Below are 14,397 nucleotides of genomic sequence, written 5' to 3' on the forward strand. Positions count from 1 at the left end.
GTCCCGGCAGGAGGACAAGCGGCAGCATCGACCTAAGAGCGATAGCTCTCTATCTCACTTCTTCGAGTCCGACATCGCAGCATATTTGGCGCGCAAGCGCTCTAGGAATACCGACCCGTCCACAATCTCCCCGCCCTCAGGGCCGTTAGACAACCTGTCGTTACGCGCTTCAGCCTTGATTTCGTCCATCGAGGCAAATCGTCCCGGCCCGCTGTCGATGCCTTCCTGCACCAGCTTGCGCAATTCCTCGACGGTGTAGCCGAGCAGGTCGCGGCGATCCTTCCATTGCCTCAGCGCATCGCGGATCACTTCGCTGGCGGAAGCATATTCTCCGGCGGCGACAACGTCGTCGACCGCCTGCGCCAGTTCCGGCGAAAGCGTGATGCTGCGTTTGTCGACCTGTCCCATGACATGCTCCTGTTCTTTCCTGGAAGGTACGATTTAATCGCACCAGCTTCAAGGACTGGATTGGCGGAGTTTGAGCGCCCATCGCGCCGGCATCTGAATCAAACGGCACGCCTATCGGCGTAACCTTCTGATTTCGTATCGCTATGGGAGAAAATGCCAGCTGGCCTGTAAGCCGGGTTCTGTATGGCCCTCGCCTTGCGGCGAGAACGTGGCGGCCATTCATCTTGGGCGCATGTTGACATGCGCCTCACGCAACCTACCCGGGCGGTGGGCCGGAAACAGCCCTCGAAGGTTTCCCCTCGCACCGCCCCTATTCGGTTTTGCTCCCGGTGGGGTTTGCCCTGCCGCTTCCGTTGCCGGTCGCGCGGTGGGCTCTTACCCCACCCTTTCACCCTTGCCGCGGCCGAGGCCGCGGCGGTTTGCTTTCTGTGGCACTTTCCCTGGGGTCGCCCCCGCCGGCCGTTAGCCGGCACCGTGTCTCCATGGAGCCCGGACTTTCCTCACCCGCAGCCTTTCGGCTCTCGCGGGTGCGGCCGCCCGGCCAGCTGGCAAGCGCGTATAAAGGGATTTCCTCCTGAAAACGCAAATGAAAAAGCGGGCTTATACCCGCTTCGTCACACCGGCGAGCCGAGCGCGGCCATCTGCACCTTGACCTTGCTGCAATAGGCGGCCGAGACCGGATTCATCCGCGTCGCGCCGTGGCCGGCATTGTATTTCAGGATCGTGCCGCATGTGGTGCCGCCGCCGAGATCCCGCGCCATGGCGAGGTATTTCATGCCGTATTTTATGTTGGTGTCGGGGTCGAACAGCCCCTTGACCGAACCGGTATAGCCCATCATGCGCGCCGTCGCCGGCTTGATCTGCATCAGGCCGATCTCGCCGGCGCCGCCGACCATATGCGGCCGGTAGTTGCTTTCGATCTTGATGACCGCCTTGGCCAGCGACACCGGAACGCCGTAACTCGTCGCATAGCGCGAGATGATCGCCGAATAGTCGCCGCCGGAGACGGATGAAGACACTTCGGGTTTCTCGGGGTGGATGTCGGGGTGGATGGAAGCGGTCGTGGTGAGGTCGATGGCCGCTCTGCTGCGCTTGGCCCGTTTGGCCGTTGATTTTGCCGGCTTGATCGCGGCCGCCTTCTGCACCTTCGCCGTGGCGGTTCTCTTGGCAACCTTGCCGGGTTTGGCTGCCTTGGGCGTTATGGGGGCAGCGGCGAAGCCATTGTCGGCTCGAAGGCTCAAGGGCGCACTGTTCGCCGGGCTGAAGGAAAAAGTCATCACTCCGGCAGCAACGGCTGCCGCTACAACGGTCAAATTTCGCATGTAGTCCTGTTCTGTTAGAACCGTGCGAAGAACTTCGCACGATTGCGCCAATTCAACGTCGGGATATCCGGGAGGCTAGAGGTCCGACGACTTGCGGGAGAGGCATGTGACGGCCGAATTGGCGCCAATGAAGGCGAGGCAATTCACTTTCAGTGACAGGATTGTAATCTAAGTAACTTGCCGCGACTATTCCGCGGTGCCTGCCTTGACGGAAGCCAGCAGCCTTTGCAGCGTGCGGATGGTCGAGCCGTCGGCCACCCCGTCGACCAGGCGCCGGCGAAAATGCCGCTGAAAAGCCGACACCACGATTTCCGTCTGCCGGTCGTAGACGCCGGATATCTCGACACCATAGCCATAGAGCGCCAGCATCGATTGCAGCGCCTCGACATCGGCGCCCGCGTCGCCGGCTTTCAAGGTCGCGCCTAGCCTTATCGGCGCCGCAGGCACGAGATGGCCGACGCCAGCGGTGAACAAGGCTTTCCAGGGGAATTTCTCACCGGGATCGACCTTGCGTCCCGGCGCCACGTCCGAATGCGCCAGCACCAGTTGGGGCGGTATAGAGTACCGGCCGATTATTCCCGCGCACAGGTCGATCACGGCATCGATCTGCCGTTTCGGGAACGCTTTGTAGCCCAGCGAATGCCCGGGATTGACGATCTCGATACCGACCGAACAGGAGTTGATGTCGGTTCGGCCGAACCAGGAGCTTTTTCCGGCATGCCAGGCGCGGTCGCTCTCGCGCACCATCTGGACGATGCGGCCGTCCTCATGGACCAGATAATGCGAGGACACTTCGCTTGCCGGATCGCACAACCATGCCTCGGCGCCGGCCCCGGTCGCCATGCCGGTATAGTGGAGCACAATCATATCGGGCCTCAGCGTCTCGCGGCGCGGGCCGAAATTCGGCGACACCCTGACCTCGGCACCCGGCTGGTCGGGGAGAAAGCCGCTCATGCGTGCCTAAGGCCCCGTTCGATCATCTCATAGGCTGCATTGATCGCCGCCACCCTGGTCGTGGCGATCTTGATGAATTCCTGCGGCAGGCCACGCGCGATCAGCCGATCGGGGTGATTGTCGGAGATCAGCTTGCGATAACGCTTCCTGACTTCCTCGAACGGCTTGCCGCGCTCGATGCCCAGAACGACATAAGGGTCGGCGGCGCCGAGATTGACATGCCTGGACAGGATCGCCTCGTAATGCGCTTCGTCGATGCGGAAAATCTCGGCAATGCGATGCAGGAACTGCCCTTCGTGCTCATGAATCAGCCCGTCCGCCTTGGCGATATGGAACAGGCCGTCGAGAATGTCCTCCAGCATCATGCAGTTTGCATGACCGGAGCCGCAGAGCCCTGCCATGCGCTGCGCATAGATCTCGAACCCTGCAACATCCTGCTTGGCGATGTCGTAGAGCCGCGCCACGTTGCGCGTTTCGCTGGGCGGTACCTCGAAGATTTCCTGGAAGGCGCGCACCTCGTCTTGCGTGACGATGCCGTCGGCCTTGGCCATTTTGGCCGAGAGCGCGATCATCGCCACCGAAAAAGCAACGCGGCGGCGCAGGTCCGGATCGCCGGAAAACACTGTCCGCACAGCTTCCACGACGTCCGCGACGCCCGAGGACGCCGACGACGAAACACGAGCGATGAAGTCGCCAAGGCGGTCCCAAATCGACATTGGCGCTTCATAGAGCGAACCGGGCGGTTCTATCAAGTCGGGACGATGCCGCAGGGCATTGACGGTTCGTGTCGGCCGATCATACGAAAAAGGCCGGCAGGTCGCCGGCCTTCTCGAATACTATTCTAGCTCTTACTGCGCAGGGGCGGCAGGAGCCGGATTTGTTGCCGGAGCCGGTTCGGCAGGCTTCGGAGCGTCGGGAGTAGCCGGCTTCATCGTATCGGTGGCCGGCGGGTTGGTGCTCTGGGTGGTGGTGGTGTCCGTACCCTTGCCGCTGTCGCTGCAGGCCGCGACGCCCAGCAGGGCCAGAGCCGAAACCGAAGCAAGAATGAGTTTCTTCATCATATCTCTCCTTCAAATAACGCTCACGTTTCGGTGAGCGGTCGGATAAGAAATGCGCCAGCGAAGCCAGAGTTTCGTAACGTTGCATTTCCTTGTGTAACACCAACTTACGATTGCCGGGCTTGAAAACCGTGGGCTTGCGGCACACGGCTTCAGCGAATTGGGTGAAGCAGCATGACGAACGCGAACGCGACCAAAAAATGGGATTTCTGGATCGATCGCGGCGGCACTTTCACCGACGTCATCGGCAGAGACCCCGACGGTGGCCTGCATCCTCGAAAGCTGCTGTCCGAGAATCCGGAAGCCTATAGCGACGCCGCGATCCAGGGCATCCGCGACCTGCTCGGGCTGAAAGCGGGCGTCGCCATCCCCGCGGGCGCGGTCGGCGACGTCAAAATGGGCACCACAGTTGCCACCAATGCGCTGCTCGAGCGCAAGGGCGACCGCGTGCTGCTGCTCACCACCAAGGGTTTTCGCGATGCGCTGCGCATCGCCTACCAGGCGCGGCCGGACATCTTCGCAAAGGAGATCATCCTGCCGGAACAGCTCTACGAGCGGGTGATCGAGATCGACGAGCGCGTGCTCGCCGACGGTTGCGTCGAGCGCCTGCTGGACATAGCTGCCTGCCGCCCGGCGATCGAGCAGGCAAAAGCCGACGGCATCGACGCAGTCGCCGTCGTCTTCATGCATGCCTGGAAATACCCGGACCATGAAAAGGCCGTGGCCAAAGTCTGCCGCAAGATCGGCTTCGGCCAGATCTCCGTCAGCCACGAAGTCTCGCCGCTGATCAAGCTGGTCGGCCGCGGCGACACCACCGTAGTCGATGCCTATCTGTCGCCGATCCTGTCGCGCTATGTGCAAAGGGTGGCGGGAGAACTGGGCGCCGACCCGCGCCTGATGTTCATGATGTCGTCGGGAGGGCTCACCGCCGCCGACATGTTCCAGGGCAAGGATGCGCTGCTGTCGGGCCCGGCCGGCGGCGTCGTCGGCATGGTCGAAACGGCGAAGCTCGCCGGCTTCGAAAAGGTCATCGGCTTCGACATGGGCGGCACCTCGACGGACGTCGCCCATTATGACGGCGACTATGAGCGCGCCTTCGACACCGAGGTCGCCGGCGTGCGCATCCGCGCGCCGATGATGCGTATCCACACCGTCGCCGCCGGCGGCGGCTCGATCCTGCATTATGAGGCCGGCCGCTTCCGCGTCGGCCCGGATTCCGCCGGCGCCAATCCAGGCCCGGCCGCCTACCGGCGCGGCGGCCCGCTCGCCGTCACCGACGCCAATGTCATGCTCGGCAAACTGCAACCCGATTTCTTCCCGGCGATCTTTGGCCCTGGACAGGACCGGCAGCTCGATGCCGCGACCGTGCGCGACAAATTCACGGCGCTCGCCGCCGAGATCGGCGACGGCCGCTCGCCGGAAGCCGTAGCGGAAGGGTTCGTCACCATTGCCGTCGAGAACATGGCCAACGCCATCAAGAAGATCTCGGTGCAGCGCGGCTACGACGTCACCGAATATCTGCTCAACTGTTTCGGCGGCGCCGGCGGCCAGCACGCCTGCCTTGTCGCCGATGCGCTCGGCATGGAAGCCGTGCTGATCCACCCCTTCTCCGGCCTGCTCTCGGCCTACGGCATCGGCCTGTCGTCGGTCTTCGCCTCGCGCCAGCAGGCCCTGCTCAAACCGCTTGCCGAAGAATCCAGGGCCGAGATCGGCAATCTCATCGCCGACTTGCGGAAAACCGTTATCGCCGACCTCGCGGCGCAAGGCATCGCAAACGAAGCAGTCGCTACCAAGCCGGTGCTGCACATTCGTTATGACGGCACCGACACGACGCTTCCGGTGAATTTCGAAGAGGACTCGATCTTCCGCGCCAGACACGATTTCGAAACCGCCCACAAGGCGCAATTCGGCTTCGTCTATGACAACAAGCCGATGATCGTCGAGGCGGTCGGCCTCGAGGGCGCCGAAATCGCCGAGACCAGAGCTGAAGCCCTTGCGCCCGCCGGACCGGCCAAGGCCCAAGCCGAAGCCTCGGAAACCCGCCGCATCTATTGCGAGGGAGAGTGGCGCGAAGCCGGCATCCACCGGCGCGAGGACCTGCGCCCGTCCAACCTGGTCGCCGGCCCTGCCCTGATCATCGAAGCGAACCAGACCATCGTCGTCGAACCGGGCTGGCGCGCCGAAATCACCAATCTCAACCACGTCGTGATCCGCCGGACCGAACGGAAGGCGCGTGCCGCCGCGCTCGGCACCGAGGCCGATCCGGTGATGCTCGAGGTGTTCAACAACCTCTTCATGTCGATCGCCGAGCAGATGGGCGTGACGCTGCAGAACACCGCCTATTCGGTGAATATCAAGGAACGGCTTGATTTTTCCTGCGCCGTGTTCGACCGCCACGGCGCGCTGGTCGCCAACGCGCCGCACATGCCGGTGCATCTGGGCTCCATGGACCGTTCCGTGGAAACCATCATCCGCCTGAATTCCGGCGACATCCATCCCGGCGACGTCTTCGCGCTCAACGCACCTTACAATGGCGGCACGCACCTGCCTGACATCACCGTGGTGACGCCGGTCTTCGACGATGCGCAGAAGGAAATCCTCTTCTGGGCGGCCTCGCGCGGCCATCACGCCGATGTCGGCGGCACGGCGCCCGGCTCGATGACGCCCTTGGCCACCACGGTCGACGAGGAAGGCGTCTTGTTCGACAATTTCCGTATCGTCGACCGCGGCCGTTTTCGCGAGAAGGAGCTCGAAACGCTTCTTACTGACCACCCCTATCCCGCACGCAATCCGGTCCAGAACATCGCCGATCTCAAGGCGCAGATCGCCGCCAACGAGAAAGGTGTCGCGGAACTCCGAAAAATGGTCACCCATTTCGGCCTTGATGTCGTCGAAGCCTATATGGGCCATGTCCAGGACAATGCCGCCGAGAGCGTGCGCCGCGTACTGGAGCGGCTGCCCGACAGCTCCGCCTACGAATACGCGACCGACACCGGCCAGATGATAAAGGTGAAGATCAGCGTAGACCGTAAAAAACGTGAGGCGACGGTCGACTTCACCGGCACCTCGCCGGTGATGAAGAACAATTTCAACGCGCCTGAACCCGTCGCCCGTGCCGCCGTGCTATATGCCTTCCGCGTCATGGTCGAGGACATGATCCCGATGAACGCCGGGTGTCTCAGACCTATCAACATCATCATCCCCGACGGCTGCATGCTGAAGCCCGCCTATCCGGCGGCCGTCGTCGCCGGCAATGTCGAGACATCGCAGCACGTCACCAACGCGCTGTTCGGCGCGATGGGCGCGATGGCCAACGCGCAAGGCACGATGAACAACCTCACCTTCGGCAACAAGCAGTACCAGTATTACGAGACGATCTGCTCCGGTTCGCCGGCCGGTAAGATGAACTCCGGCCGCGGCTTTGCCGGCACATCCGGCGTGCACACCCACATGACTAATTCGCGCCTCACCGACCCGGAGGTGCTGGAGTTGCGCTTCCCGGTCGTCCTGGAAGACTTCCACATTCGCGAAGGCTCCGGCGGCAAAGGCAAGTGGAACGCCGGTGACGGCACCAGGCGCACCATCCGCTTCCTCGAAAAGATGGAATGCGCGATCCTCTCCTCGCACCGCAGCCGCCCGCCGCAAGGTCTCGACCGCGGCGGCGATGGCGAGGCCGGCTCGACCAAGGTCAGGCGCAACGACGGATCGGTCGACGTGCTGAAGGCCTGCGATCAGACGACGCTCGAGGCCGGCGAGGCCGTCATCGTCACCACGCCGACGCCTGGAGGGTTCGGAAAAGTCTAGATTTGCCGTCAACAGGCTGTCACCTGCCTGTCATGACGCTGCGCTACCCGCTTGCGCCAACGCAAACGGGGAATCACCTTTCCATGTCGGACGTATCCGGAGAACTCGTTTATCGTCGAGGCAAGGAAGTCGGAAAGGCCGTCTACCAGAACCGCGCATTGTCGAAGGACGGCATTTCCGAGCGGCTCTTTGCTTTCCTGTTCTCCGGCCTGGTCTATCCGCAGATCTGGGAAGATCCGGATGTCGACATGGAGGCCATGCAGCTTGGCGCCGGTCACCGCGTCGTCACAATCGCCTCGGGCGGCTGCAACATTCTGGCCTACCTCACCCGTTCGCCGGCGAGCATCGACGCCGTCGATCTCAACGCCGCGCATATTGCGCTGAACCACATGAAGCTGGAAGCGGTCCGCCATCTGCCCTCGCAGGGCGACCTGTTCCGCTTCTTCGGCGCCGCCGACACCCGCCACAATTCGGATGCGTACGACCGCTTTATCGCGCCGCATCTCGATCCGGTGAGCCGCCATTACTGGGAGCGCCGCAACTGGCGCGGCCGCCGCCGCATTTCGGTCTTCGACCGCAATTTCTACCAGACCGGCCTGCTCGGCCTCTTCATCGCCGTGGGCCATCGCGTCGGCAAACTATTCGGCGTCGACCCGGCCGGCATCATGAAGGCGCAAAACATCGGCGAGCAACGCCGCTTCTTCAACGAGGAACTGGCGCCCGTCTTCGACAAGAAGCTTTTGCGCTGGGCGACGTCGCGCAAGGCGTCGCTGTTCGGCCTCGGCATCCCGCCGGCGCAGTACGACTCGCTGATCACCTCCGGCGACGGCTCGATGGCGAGCGTCTTGAAGGCGCGGCTGGAAAAGCTCGCCTGCGACTTCCCGCTGAAGAACAACTACTTCGCCTGGCAGGCCTTCGCCCGCCGTTACCCGCAGCCCGGCGAAGCGGCGCTGCCTGCCTATCTGGAGCAGAGCAACTACAGGACGATCCGCGCCAACATCGACCGCGTCGCCATCCACCACGCCAATCTGATCAAGTTCCTGGCGGCCAAGGATGCGGGCACCGTCGACCGTTTCGTGCTTCTCGACGCGCAGGACTGGATGACCGACGACCTGCTCAACGCGCTGTGGACCGAGATCACCCGCACCGCCTCAGCCGGCGCCCGCGTCATCTTCCGCACCGCGGCCGAGCCCAGCCTGCTGCCCGGCCGTCTCTCCAACTCGCTGCTCGACCAGTGGAGCTACGAGAGCGAGGCTTCGCGCGAGTTCTCGGCAAAAGATCGCTCGGCCATATATGGCGGCTTCCACCTCTATGTGAAGCGCGCCGCATGAGCACGACGGAGCTGCCGGCCGGCCATGCCGAACTGATGGACGGCGTCTACCGCTGGCAGCGCCACATCTACGACCTGACCCGTAAATATTACCTGCTCGGCCGCGACCGGCTGATCGAGGGGCTCGACGTGCCGCAAGGCGGCAGCGTGCTGGAACTCGGCTGTGGCACCGGCCGCAACGTCGTGCTCGCCGCCCGCCGCTACCCGGACGCTCGCTTCTTCGGCCTCGACATCTCAGCCGAGATGCTGGAGACGGCCAATGCCTCGATCGCTCGCGAAGGGCTCGCCGCCAAGGTCGACCTGGCGCGCGGCGACGCCACCGATTTCGACGCCAAGGCGCTCTTTGACGTCGAGCATTTCGACCGCGTCTTCATCTCCTATTCGCTGTCGATGATCCCCGGCTGGGAAAAGACCGTATCGGCCGCCCTTGCCGCGCTCGCGCCCGGCGGCTCGCTGCATGTCGTCGATTTCGGCCAGCAGGAAGGTCTGCCGCGCTGGTTCCGGGCGGGGCTGCGCGGATGGCTGCGGAAGTTCCATGTTTCGCCGCGCTCCTTGCTGCGCGACGTGCTTGAATCGGAATCGCAGCGCACCGGCGCAACCTTCCGGTTCAGAACGCTTTATCGCGGCTATGCCTGGCTGGCGGTTATCAAGATCATCTGACCCTGCTTTCGGGCCTCGGCCTAAGAAAGCTTGTTGTTCCAGCCTGCCGTGAGGCGGAGCAAGAGCGATCTGCTACAGATCGCATTGTCGAATGACCCAAAGAGTGGTACATTAGCTCAGCGTTCGGGCGCATGTGATGATCGTCGGCTTTCGAGATGGATGGCTGCGGAACTTCTTCGTAGACGACACCCGCTCTCGCAACATTCCATCCGATCTCGAAAGCCGGTTGTTCCGCAAGCTCCAGATGATTGACGATGCGGCGACTGATCAGGATTTGCGGGTGCCGCCCAGCAATCATTTCGAGAAGTTACGCGGCAATCTCGAAGGCTACCATTCAATCCGCGTTAACAAGCAATGGCGTCTGGTTTTCCGATGGGACGGCGGCCGCGGTGAGGCGACGGACATATATCTGGACGACCACAGCTACAGGTGAGGCGAAACATGTTGATGACCGCACGCAAGCCGGCAACCGTTGGAGAAATCCTCACGGAGGAATTCATGCAGCCGCTCGGTCTGACGCAGGCCGCTTTGGCGGAAGCGATGGGAGTCCCGCGCAAGCATGTGAATGAGTTATGCAACGATCGCCGCAGCGTCACGGCGGCCACTGCTCTCATCCTGGCAAGAGTGTTCGGCAACAGCCCGGATTTCTGGCTGAACGTCCAACGTCGCAATGACCTTTGGCAAGTCATGAATTCACCCGACGAGCGGGCGCGTGTCGATCGCGCCAAGCCTTTGCCGACCGCCGCATAGCGACCGGGCGGGCGACCAACCGCCATAGCAATTCCAGGAAAAGTGTGGGCGGTTTTCCGTCCGGAATTGCGTAAGAACAAAGGGATAGGGCGGTTCACCGTTTCCGTGAAACGGCGAACCGCCCTAATGCAGCGCCTTGACCAGCGCCCCCACCATCGTCTGCGGCCGGTAGCCGAATTTGGCCGGCGTCAGTCCCAGCCGCACAACGACCAGTTGCTCCGAGGGAATGATGGCCACCGTCTGGCCGTCATGACCTTCCATCCAGTAGGTGTCCTTGGGCAGACCCGCCGAAACGCCGGCGCCGGGCTTTTCCTCGTCGCCGGGCCCTTCGATCCACAGCTGGCCCTTGCCGTAGACTTTCGAGGCCGGCGCCGGCTCGCGCATCCAATCTACGAAGCCGGCAGGCAGGATCTGATTGCCGTTCCAGGTTCCGCCCTGCAGCAGGAACTGGCCGAAGCGCGCCCAGTCATGCGCGGTGGCGTAGAGATAGGACGAGCCGACGAACGTGCCCTGCTCGTCGGTTTCAAGCACCGCGCTATGCATGCCGAGCGGCTCGAAGAGCGCCGTGTGCGGCCAAGCCAGCGCCTTGGCCTTGTCGCCGATCGCATCCTGCCAGAGCCGCGAAAGCATCACCGCCGTGCCGCTCGAATAGGAAAACACTTGTCCCACATCACCGGTCAGCGGCTTGGCTTCGGCGAAACCCGCCATGTCGGGTTCGAGATAGAGCATGCGCGTCACATCGGCGACGTCGCCATAATCCTCATTGAACTCCAGCCCGCTCGACATCGCCATCATGTCGGCAAGGCTGATCGCGGCGCGGCCATCGGCCTTCCACGCCTTGAACAGACCCTTGTTGTCGACCGCCATTTTGCCGTCCTTGACCAGCGTGCCGACGATCGCGGCATTGACCGTCTTGGTCATCGACCAGCCGAGCAGCGGCGTCTTGGCCGAAAAGCCCTCGCCATAGCGCTCTGCAACGATGCGCCCGTTCTTCACCACCACGATCGCGCGCATGCCGGTGCCGGCCATCGAGGCGTCGTCGACGATTTTTGTGACCTCAGGGTTCTGCGAGGGATCCACCTGCTCACCCTCGGGCCAGAGCGCGTTCGGCTGCGTTGCCGCCGCGGGCGTCGCGCGCAGCGACGTCTGCCTCACCTTGCCGGTGTCGCCGTCGGGAGCCGAGGCGCAGCCGACGCCCTCGCGTTCGACGGCGATGCTCTTGCCCAGCACCCAGAACAGGCCCGCCGAAACGATGCCCCTCTCCTTGTCGACGGAAACCTTCATCAGCTTGAGCAGCGGATGGCCAGGCGCCTGCACGTCAACGGCCAGCACCTGGTTGGCGTCGCGGCCGGCGAGGAAGACGTTGGAGCAGACGATCTTGGCCGTATAGCCGGAGCCGACGCGAATCAGTTCCGGCGGCGCGAAATAGAGCCAGGCAAACAGCGCAACCACCGCCAGCACAACAAGGCCGAGCAGCCATTTGATGAACTTCACGACAGCCCGCATCTTCCACCCTTTGGATTTTCCGGCTCGATTTATGTCATCGATTTGCCGCCATTGCTTCCGCAAAATCATGGGCGTTGTCGATGGCCGTCAATGGATTATCAACCATGTTCGGCGATCACGAAGCTGTGCCGCCGAAAGTACCAGGCGCTTCGGCAGGCGCGTTCGACGGATAGCGGATGATCTCGTGGGGCGATCATCCGGAGGGGGCCAGCGCAAGCGACGGCCATCTGCAGAGACCCATCAGCAGCCGGCTGGACCCGGCTCGGGGAACGCCATGCGCCGTCTTTCGGCCATCCTGTTGCTGACGCTGCTTAGCGCCTGCTCGACCGTGGACGATTTGGCGCCGCTGTCGCCGTCATCGCAAACGGTTGCCGTGCGCGCGCCCAAATTCGACGACTCCAAGCCGCATGAATGGGACAGCGGCGCGCCGTGGAATTACGCGGTCCACGGCACCGACGTTTCCAAATACCAGACCTCGGTCGACTGGCCGACGGCCAGAGCCAGCGGCATCTCCTTCGCTTTCATCAAGGCGACCGAGGGCGGCGACCGCTTCGACGAGTATTTCAACGAGCACTGGGCGCGCACCAAGGCGGCCGGCGTGCCGCGCGCGGCCTATCATTTCTACTATTTCTGCACCCCTGCCGCCACGCAGGCGCGCTGGTTCATCGCCAATGTTCCGAACGACCCGTCGGCCATGCCGCCGGTGCTCGACATGGAATGGAACCCGAAATCGCCGACCTGCCGGCTGCGCCCCGACCCGGCCACGGTGCGCAGCGAAATGACCGTCTTCCTCCAGATGATCGAGCGCCACTACGGCAAAAGGCCGATCATCTACACCTCGATCGACTTCTTCGACGACAACCAACTGGCGACGTTCCGCGGCTATCCCTACTGGCTGCGCTCGGTCGCCGGCCACCCGCGCGAAAAATACGGCAGCCACCCCTTCACCTTCTGGCAGTACACCGGAACCGGCATCGTGCCGGGCATGACCGGCAAGTCCGACATCAACGTCTTCAACGGCTCGGAAGCCGCCTGGAGGAAGTGGCTGCGGCAGAACACCCGTTGACATCCGCGCCCGCGCCTGCTTTTCGACACGCGGGGCGGCGATACATGCAATCGCTGGTAATGCGGAGCGACGCACTCGCGTGAGTGCAGAACCAGGCTCCTGAACTTTGAAATCCTCGCATGCGCCTGTCCGATCCGGCCGGATCGCGATGGGGCCATGCGCCGGTCTCGAAAGGGAAGCGATGCGATTGCGCGTTCAAATCCTTGCGGCGCTCTTTGTCGGCGCCCTCGCCTTGCCAGCGGCTGCGCAGGAATGCGGCGGCGATTTCGAGGCCTGGAAACAGGGCGTAGCGACTGAGGCCAAGGCGGCCGGCGTCGGTGCCGTCGGCCTCGACGCGCTGGAAGACGCGACCATCGACCCGAAGGTGCTGGCGCGCGATCGCGCTCAAGGGGTGTTCACCCAGACCTTCACCGAGTTCTCCAGCCGCATGATCTCGGCCTATCGCCTTAAGCAGGGCGCGGCCAATCTGAAGAAATATGCCGATGTCTTCGACCGCGCCGACAAAGAGTTCGGCGTGCAGCCGGCGATCATCGTCGCTTTCTGGGGCCTGGAGACCGACTTCGGCGCCGTGCAGGGCGATTTCCATACGCTGAATGCGCTGGTCACGCTCTCGCATGATTGCCGCCGCCCGCAGCTCTTCCGCCAGCAGTTGGTGCCGCTTTTGACGCTGATCGACCGCGGCGTGCTGCCGGCCGACGTCAAGGGCGCCTGGGCCGGCGAAATCGGCCAGACGCAGATCCTGCCGACCGACTATCTGTCGCATGGCGTCGACGGCGACGGCGACGGCAAGGTCGACCTCAGGAACGACGTGCCGGACGTCATCATGACCACGGCCAGCAAGATCCAGTCGCGCGGCTGGAAGCGCGACCAGCCCTGGGTCCAGGAAGTGCGCGTTCCCGACGAGATGCCTTGGGACCAGACCGGCCGCACCAACAAGCTGCCGCTGTCGCAGTGGGCGCAATGGGGTGTCACCGAGCCCAACGGGAACCCGCTCATCGACAACGGGTTGAAGGCCGGCCTGGCATTGCCGATGGGCCGTAAAGGTCCCGCCTTCCTGACCTACGACAATTTCGACGTCTATCTGGAGTGGAACCAGTCCTTCACCTATGCGCTCACCGCCGCCGTCATGGCGACGCGGTTTGCCGGCGCGCCGCAATTCGACCCGCGTACGCCTGACCAGGGCCTCAGCGGCGACCAGATGAAGGCGCTGCAGACCAAGCTCGAAGCAAAAGGCTACGATGTCGGCACTGTCGACGGCATCCTCGGCACCAACACCCGCGAAGCGATCCGCAAGGAGCAGATGCGGCTCGGCATGGCCGTCGACGGTTGGCCGACGCCGGAGTTGTTGGCCAAGCTGTAGGATACTTCCCTTCTCCCCTTGTGGGAGAAGGTGGATCGGCGCGATAGCGCCGAGGCGGATGAGGGGTGTTCCAGCGGAGTGAGACGCTGGCTTTCCCTGGAGCACCCCTTGTGTGTTTGGAATCGTGCATTGTTGAGGGTGCCACGGACCAGGTGCTTGCCTGATCCGTGGCGGCGGTC

13 protein-coding genes and 1 other RNA gene are annotated in these 14,397 nt (G+C 63.3%); 7 read left to right on the forward strand and 7 right to left on the reverse strand.

What is annotated here, in order from left to right:
• Positions 1–54: 54 nt before the first annotated feature.
• The 6 genes from FJ988_RS18890 to FJ988_RS18915 all read right to left on the reverse strand — a co-directional run bounded on the left by FJ988_RS18890 (position 55) and on the right by FJ988_RS18915 (position 3,742).
• Positions 55–408, reverse strand: a complete 354-nt coding sequence (locus FJ988_RS18890) for a type II toxin-antitoxin system ParD family antitoxin (protein ID WP_140819853.1) — start codon at positions 406–408, stop codon at positions 55–57.
• A 152-nt stretch (positions 409–560) separates the two neighbouring features.
• Positions 561–957: RNase P RNA component class A (gene rnpB, locus FJ988_RS18895), an RNA gene on the reverse strand.
• 65 nt (positions 958–1,022) lie between these two features.
• Complete coding sequence (locus tag FJ988_RS18900) at positions 1,023–1,610, reverse strand: lytic transglycosylase domain-containing protein (protein ID WP_246688589.1); 588 nt, start codon at positions 1,608–1,610, stop codon at positions 1,023–1,025.
• Between the two features lie 306 nt (positions 1,611–1,916).
• Positions 1,917–2,684 carry an N-acetylmuramoyl-L-alanine amidase gene (locus tag FJ988_RS18905; RefSeq protein ID WP_140819855.1) on the reverse strand — a complete coding sequence of 256 codons (768 nt, stop codon included), beginning with the start codon at positions 2,682–2,684 and terminating at the stop codon, positions 1,917–1,919.
• Positions 2,681–3,400 (reverse strand): DnaJ family molecular chaperone, encoded by a 720-nt coding sequence (locus FJ988_RS18910; RefSeq protein WP_140819856.1) that lies wholly within the window; start codon positions 3,398–3,400, stop codon positions 2,681–2,683. Before FJ988_RS18910 ends, FJ988_RS18905 begins: the two co-directional genes overlap by 4 nt.
• Before the next feature lie 132 nt (positions 3,401–3,532).
• Positions 3,533–3,742: a hypothetical protein gene (locus FJ988_RS18915; RefSeq protein WP_140819857.1), complete on the reverse strand. Its 210-nt coding sequence runs from the start codon at positions 3,740–3,742 to the stop codon at positions 3,533–3,535.
• A 174-nt stretch (positions 3,743–3,916) separates the two neighbouring features.
• Here FJ988_RS18915 and FJ988_RS18920 point away from each other — a divergent pair, with 174 nt between their 5' ends.
• The 5 genes from FJ988_RS18920 to FJ988_RS18940 all read left to right on the forward strand — a co-directional run bounded on the left by FJ988_RS18920 (position 3,917) and on the right by FJ988_RS18940 (position 10,286).
• A complete protein-coding gene (locus tag FJ988_RS18920) occupies positions 3,917–7,546 on the forward strand; it encodes a hydantoinase B/oxoprolinase family protein (protein WP_140819858.1) in 3,630 nt (1,209 codons plus the stop codon).
• 32 nt (positions 7,547–7,578) lie between these two features.
• The gene (locus FJ988_RS18925; protein ID WP_140819859.1) at positions 7,579–8,877 is read left to right on the forward strand and encodes a DUF3419 family protein; all 1,299 of its coding nucleotides are present in this window, start codon (positions 7,579–7,581) and stop codon (positions 8,875–8,877) included.
• A complete protein-coding gene (locus FJ988_RS18930; protein ID WP_140819860.1) occupies positions 8,874–9,536 on the forward strand; it encodes a class I SAM-dependent methyltransferase in 663 nt (220 codons plus the stop codon). The genes FJ988_RS18925 and FJ988_RS18930 overlap by 4 nt, the downstream gene beginning before the upstream one ends.
• 136 nt (positions 9,537–9,672) lie before the next feature.
• Complete coding sequence (locus FJ988_RS18935; protein ID WP_140819861.1) at positions 9,673–9,969, forward strand: type II toxin-antitoxin system RelE/ParE family toxin; 297 nt, start codon at positions 9,673–9,675, stop codon at positions 9,967–9,969.
• Positions 9,970–9,977: 8 nt separating this feature from the next.
• The gene (locus FJ988_RS18940; RefSeq protein WP_140819862.1) at positions 9,978–10,286 is read left to right on the forward strand and encodes a HigA family addiction module antitoxin; all 309 of its coding nucleotides are present in this window, start codon (positions 9,978–9,980) and stop codon (positions 10,284–10,286) included.
• Between the two features lie 123 nt (positions 10,287–10,409).
• Here the strand turns inward: FJ988_RS18940 and FJ988_RS18945 are convergent, their stop codons facing one another.
• Positions 10,410–11,792: a serine hydrolase gene (locus FJ988_RS18945; protein ID WP_140819863.1), complete on the reverse strand. Its 1,383-nt coding sequence runs from the start codon at positions 11,790–11,792 to the stop codon at positions 10,410–10,412.
• Positions 11,793–12,066: 274 nt separating this feature from the next.
• Between FJ988_RS18945 and FJ988_RS18950 the strand changes: the two genes are divergently transcribed.
• Positions 12,067–12,858 (forward strand): GH25 family lysozyme, encoded by a 792-nt coding sequence (locus FJ988_RS18950; RefSeq protein ID WP_140819864.1) that lies wholly within the window; start codon positions 12,067–12,069, stop codon positions 12,856–12,858.
• 181 nt (positions 12,859–13,039) lie between these two features.
• Positions 13,040–14,218, forward strand: coding sequence for a lytic murein transglycosylase (locus tag FJ988_RS18955; protein WP_140819865.1), 1,179 nt, complete (start codon positions 13,040–13,042; stop codon positions 14,216–14,218).
• Positions 14,219–14,397 lie beyond the last annotated feature (179 nt).

Source organism: Mesorhizobium sp. CU3, from assembly GCF_006442965.1.
Classification (GTDB): Bacteria; Pseudomonadota; Alphaproteobacteria; order Rhizobiales; family Rhizobiaceae; genus Mesorhizobium.

Coding starts and splice junctions, on each gene's coding strand:
- FJ988_RS18930 (WP_140819860.1), top strand. CDS start 8,874: ATGAGCACGACGGAGCTGCCGGCCGGCCATGCCGAACTGATGGACGGC.
- FJ988_RS18920 (WP_140819858.1), top strand. CDS start 3,917: ATGACGAACGCGAACGCGACCAAAAAATGGGATTTCTGGATCGATCGC.
- FJ988_RS18955 (WP_140819865.1), top strand. CDS start 13,040: ATGCGATTGCGCGTTCAAATCCTTGCGGCGCTCTTTGTCGGCGCCCTC.
- FJ988_RS18890 (WP_140819853.1), bottom strand. CDS start 408: ATGGGACAGGTCGACAAACGCAGCATCACGCTTTCGCCGGAACTGGCG.
- FJ988_RS18910 (WP_140819856.1), bottom strand. CDS start 3,400: ATGTCGATTTGGGACCGCCTTGGCGACTTCATCGCTCGTGTTTCGTCG.
- FJ988_RS18925 (WP_140819859.1), top strand. CDS start 7,579: ATGACGCTGCGCTACCCGCTTGCGCCAACGCAAACGGGGAATCACCTT.
- FJ988_RS18915 (WP_140819857.1), bottom strand. CDS start 3,742: ATGAAGAAACTCATTCTTGCTTCGGTTTCGGCTCTGGCCCTGCTGGGC.
- FJ988_RS18950 (WP_140819864.1), top strand. CDS start 12,067: ATGCGCCGTCTTTCGGCCATCCTGTTGCTGACGCTGCTTAGCGCCTGC.
- FJ988_RS18935 (WP_140819861.1), top strand. CDS start 9,673: ATGATCGTCGGCTTTCGAGATGGATGGCTGCGGAACTTCTTCGTAGAC.
- FJ988_RS18945 (WP_140819863.1), bottom strand. CDS start 11,792: ATGCGGGCTGTCGTGAAGTTCATCAAATGGCTGCTCGGCCTTGTTGTG.
- FJ988_RS18940 (WP_140819862.1), top strand. CDS start 9,978: ATGTTGATGACCGCACGCAAGCCGGCAACCGTTGGAGAAATCCTCACG.
- FJ988_RS18905 (WP_140819855.1), bottom strand. CDS start 2,684: ATGAGCGGCTTTCTCCCCGACCAGCCGGGTGCCGAGGTCAGGGTGTCG.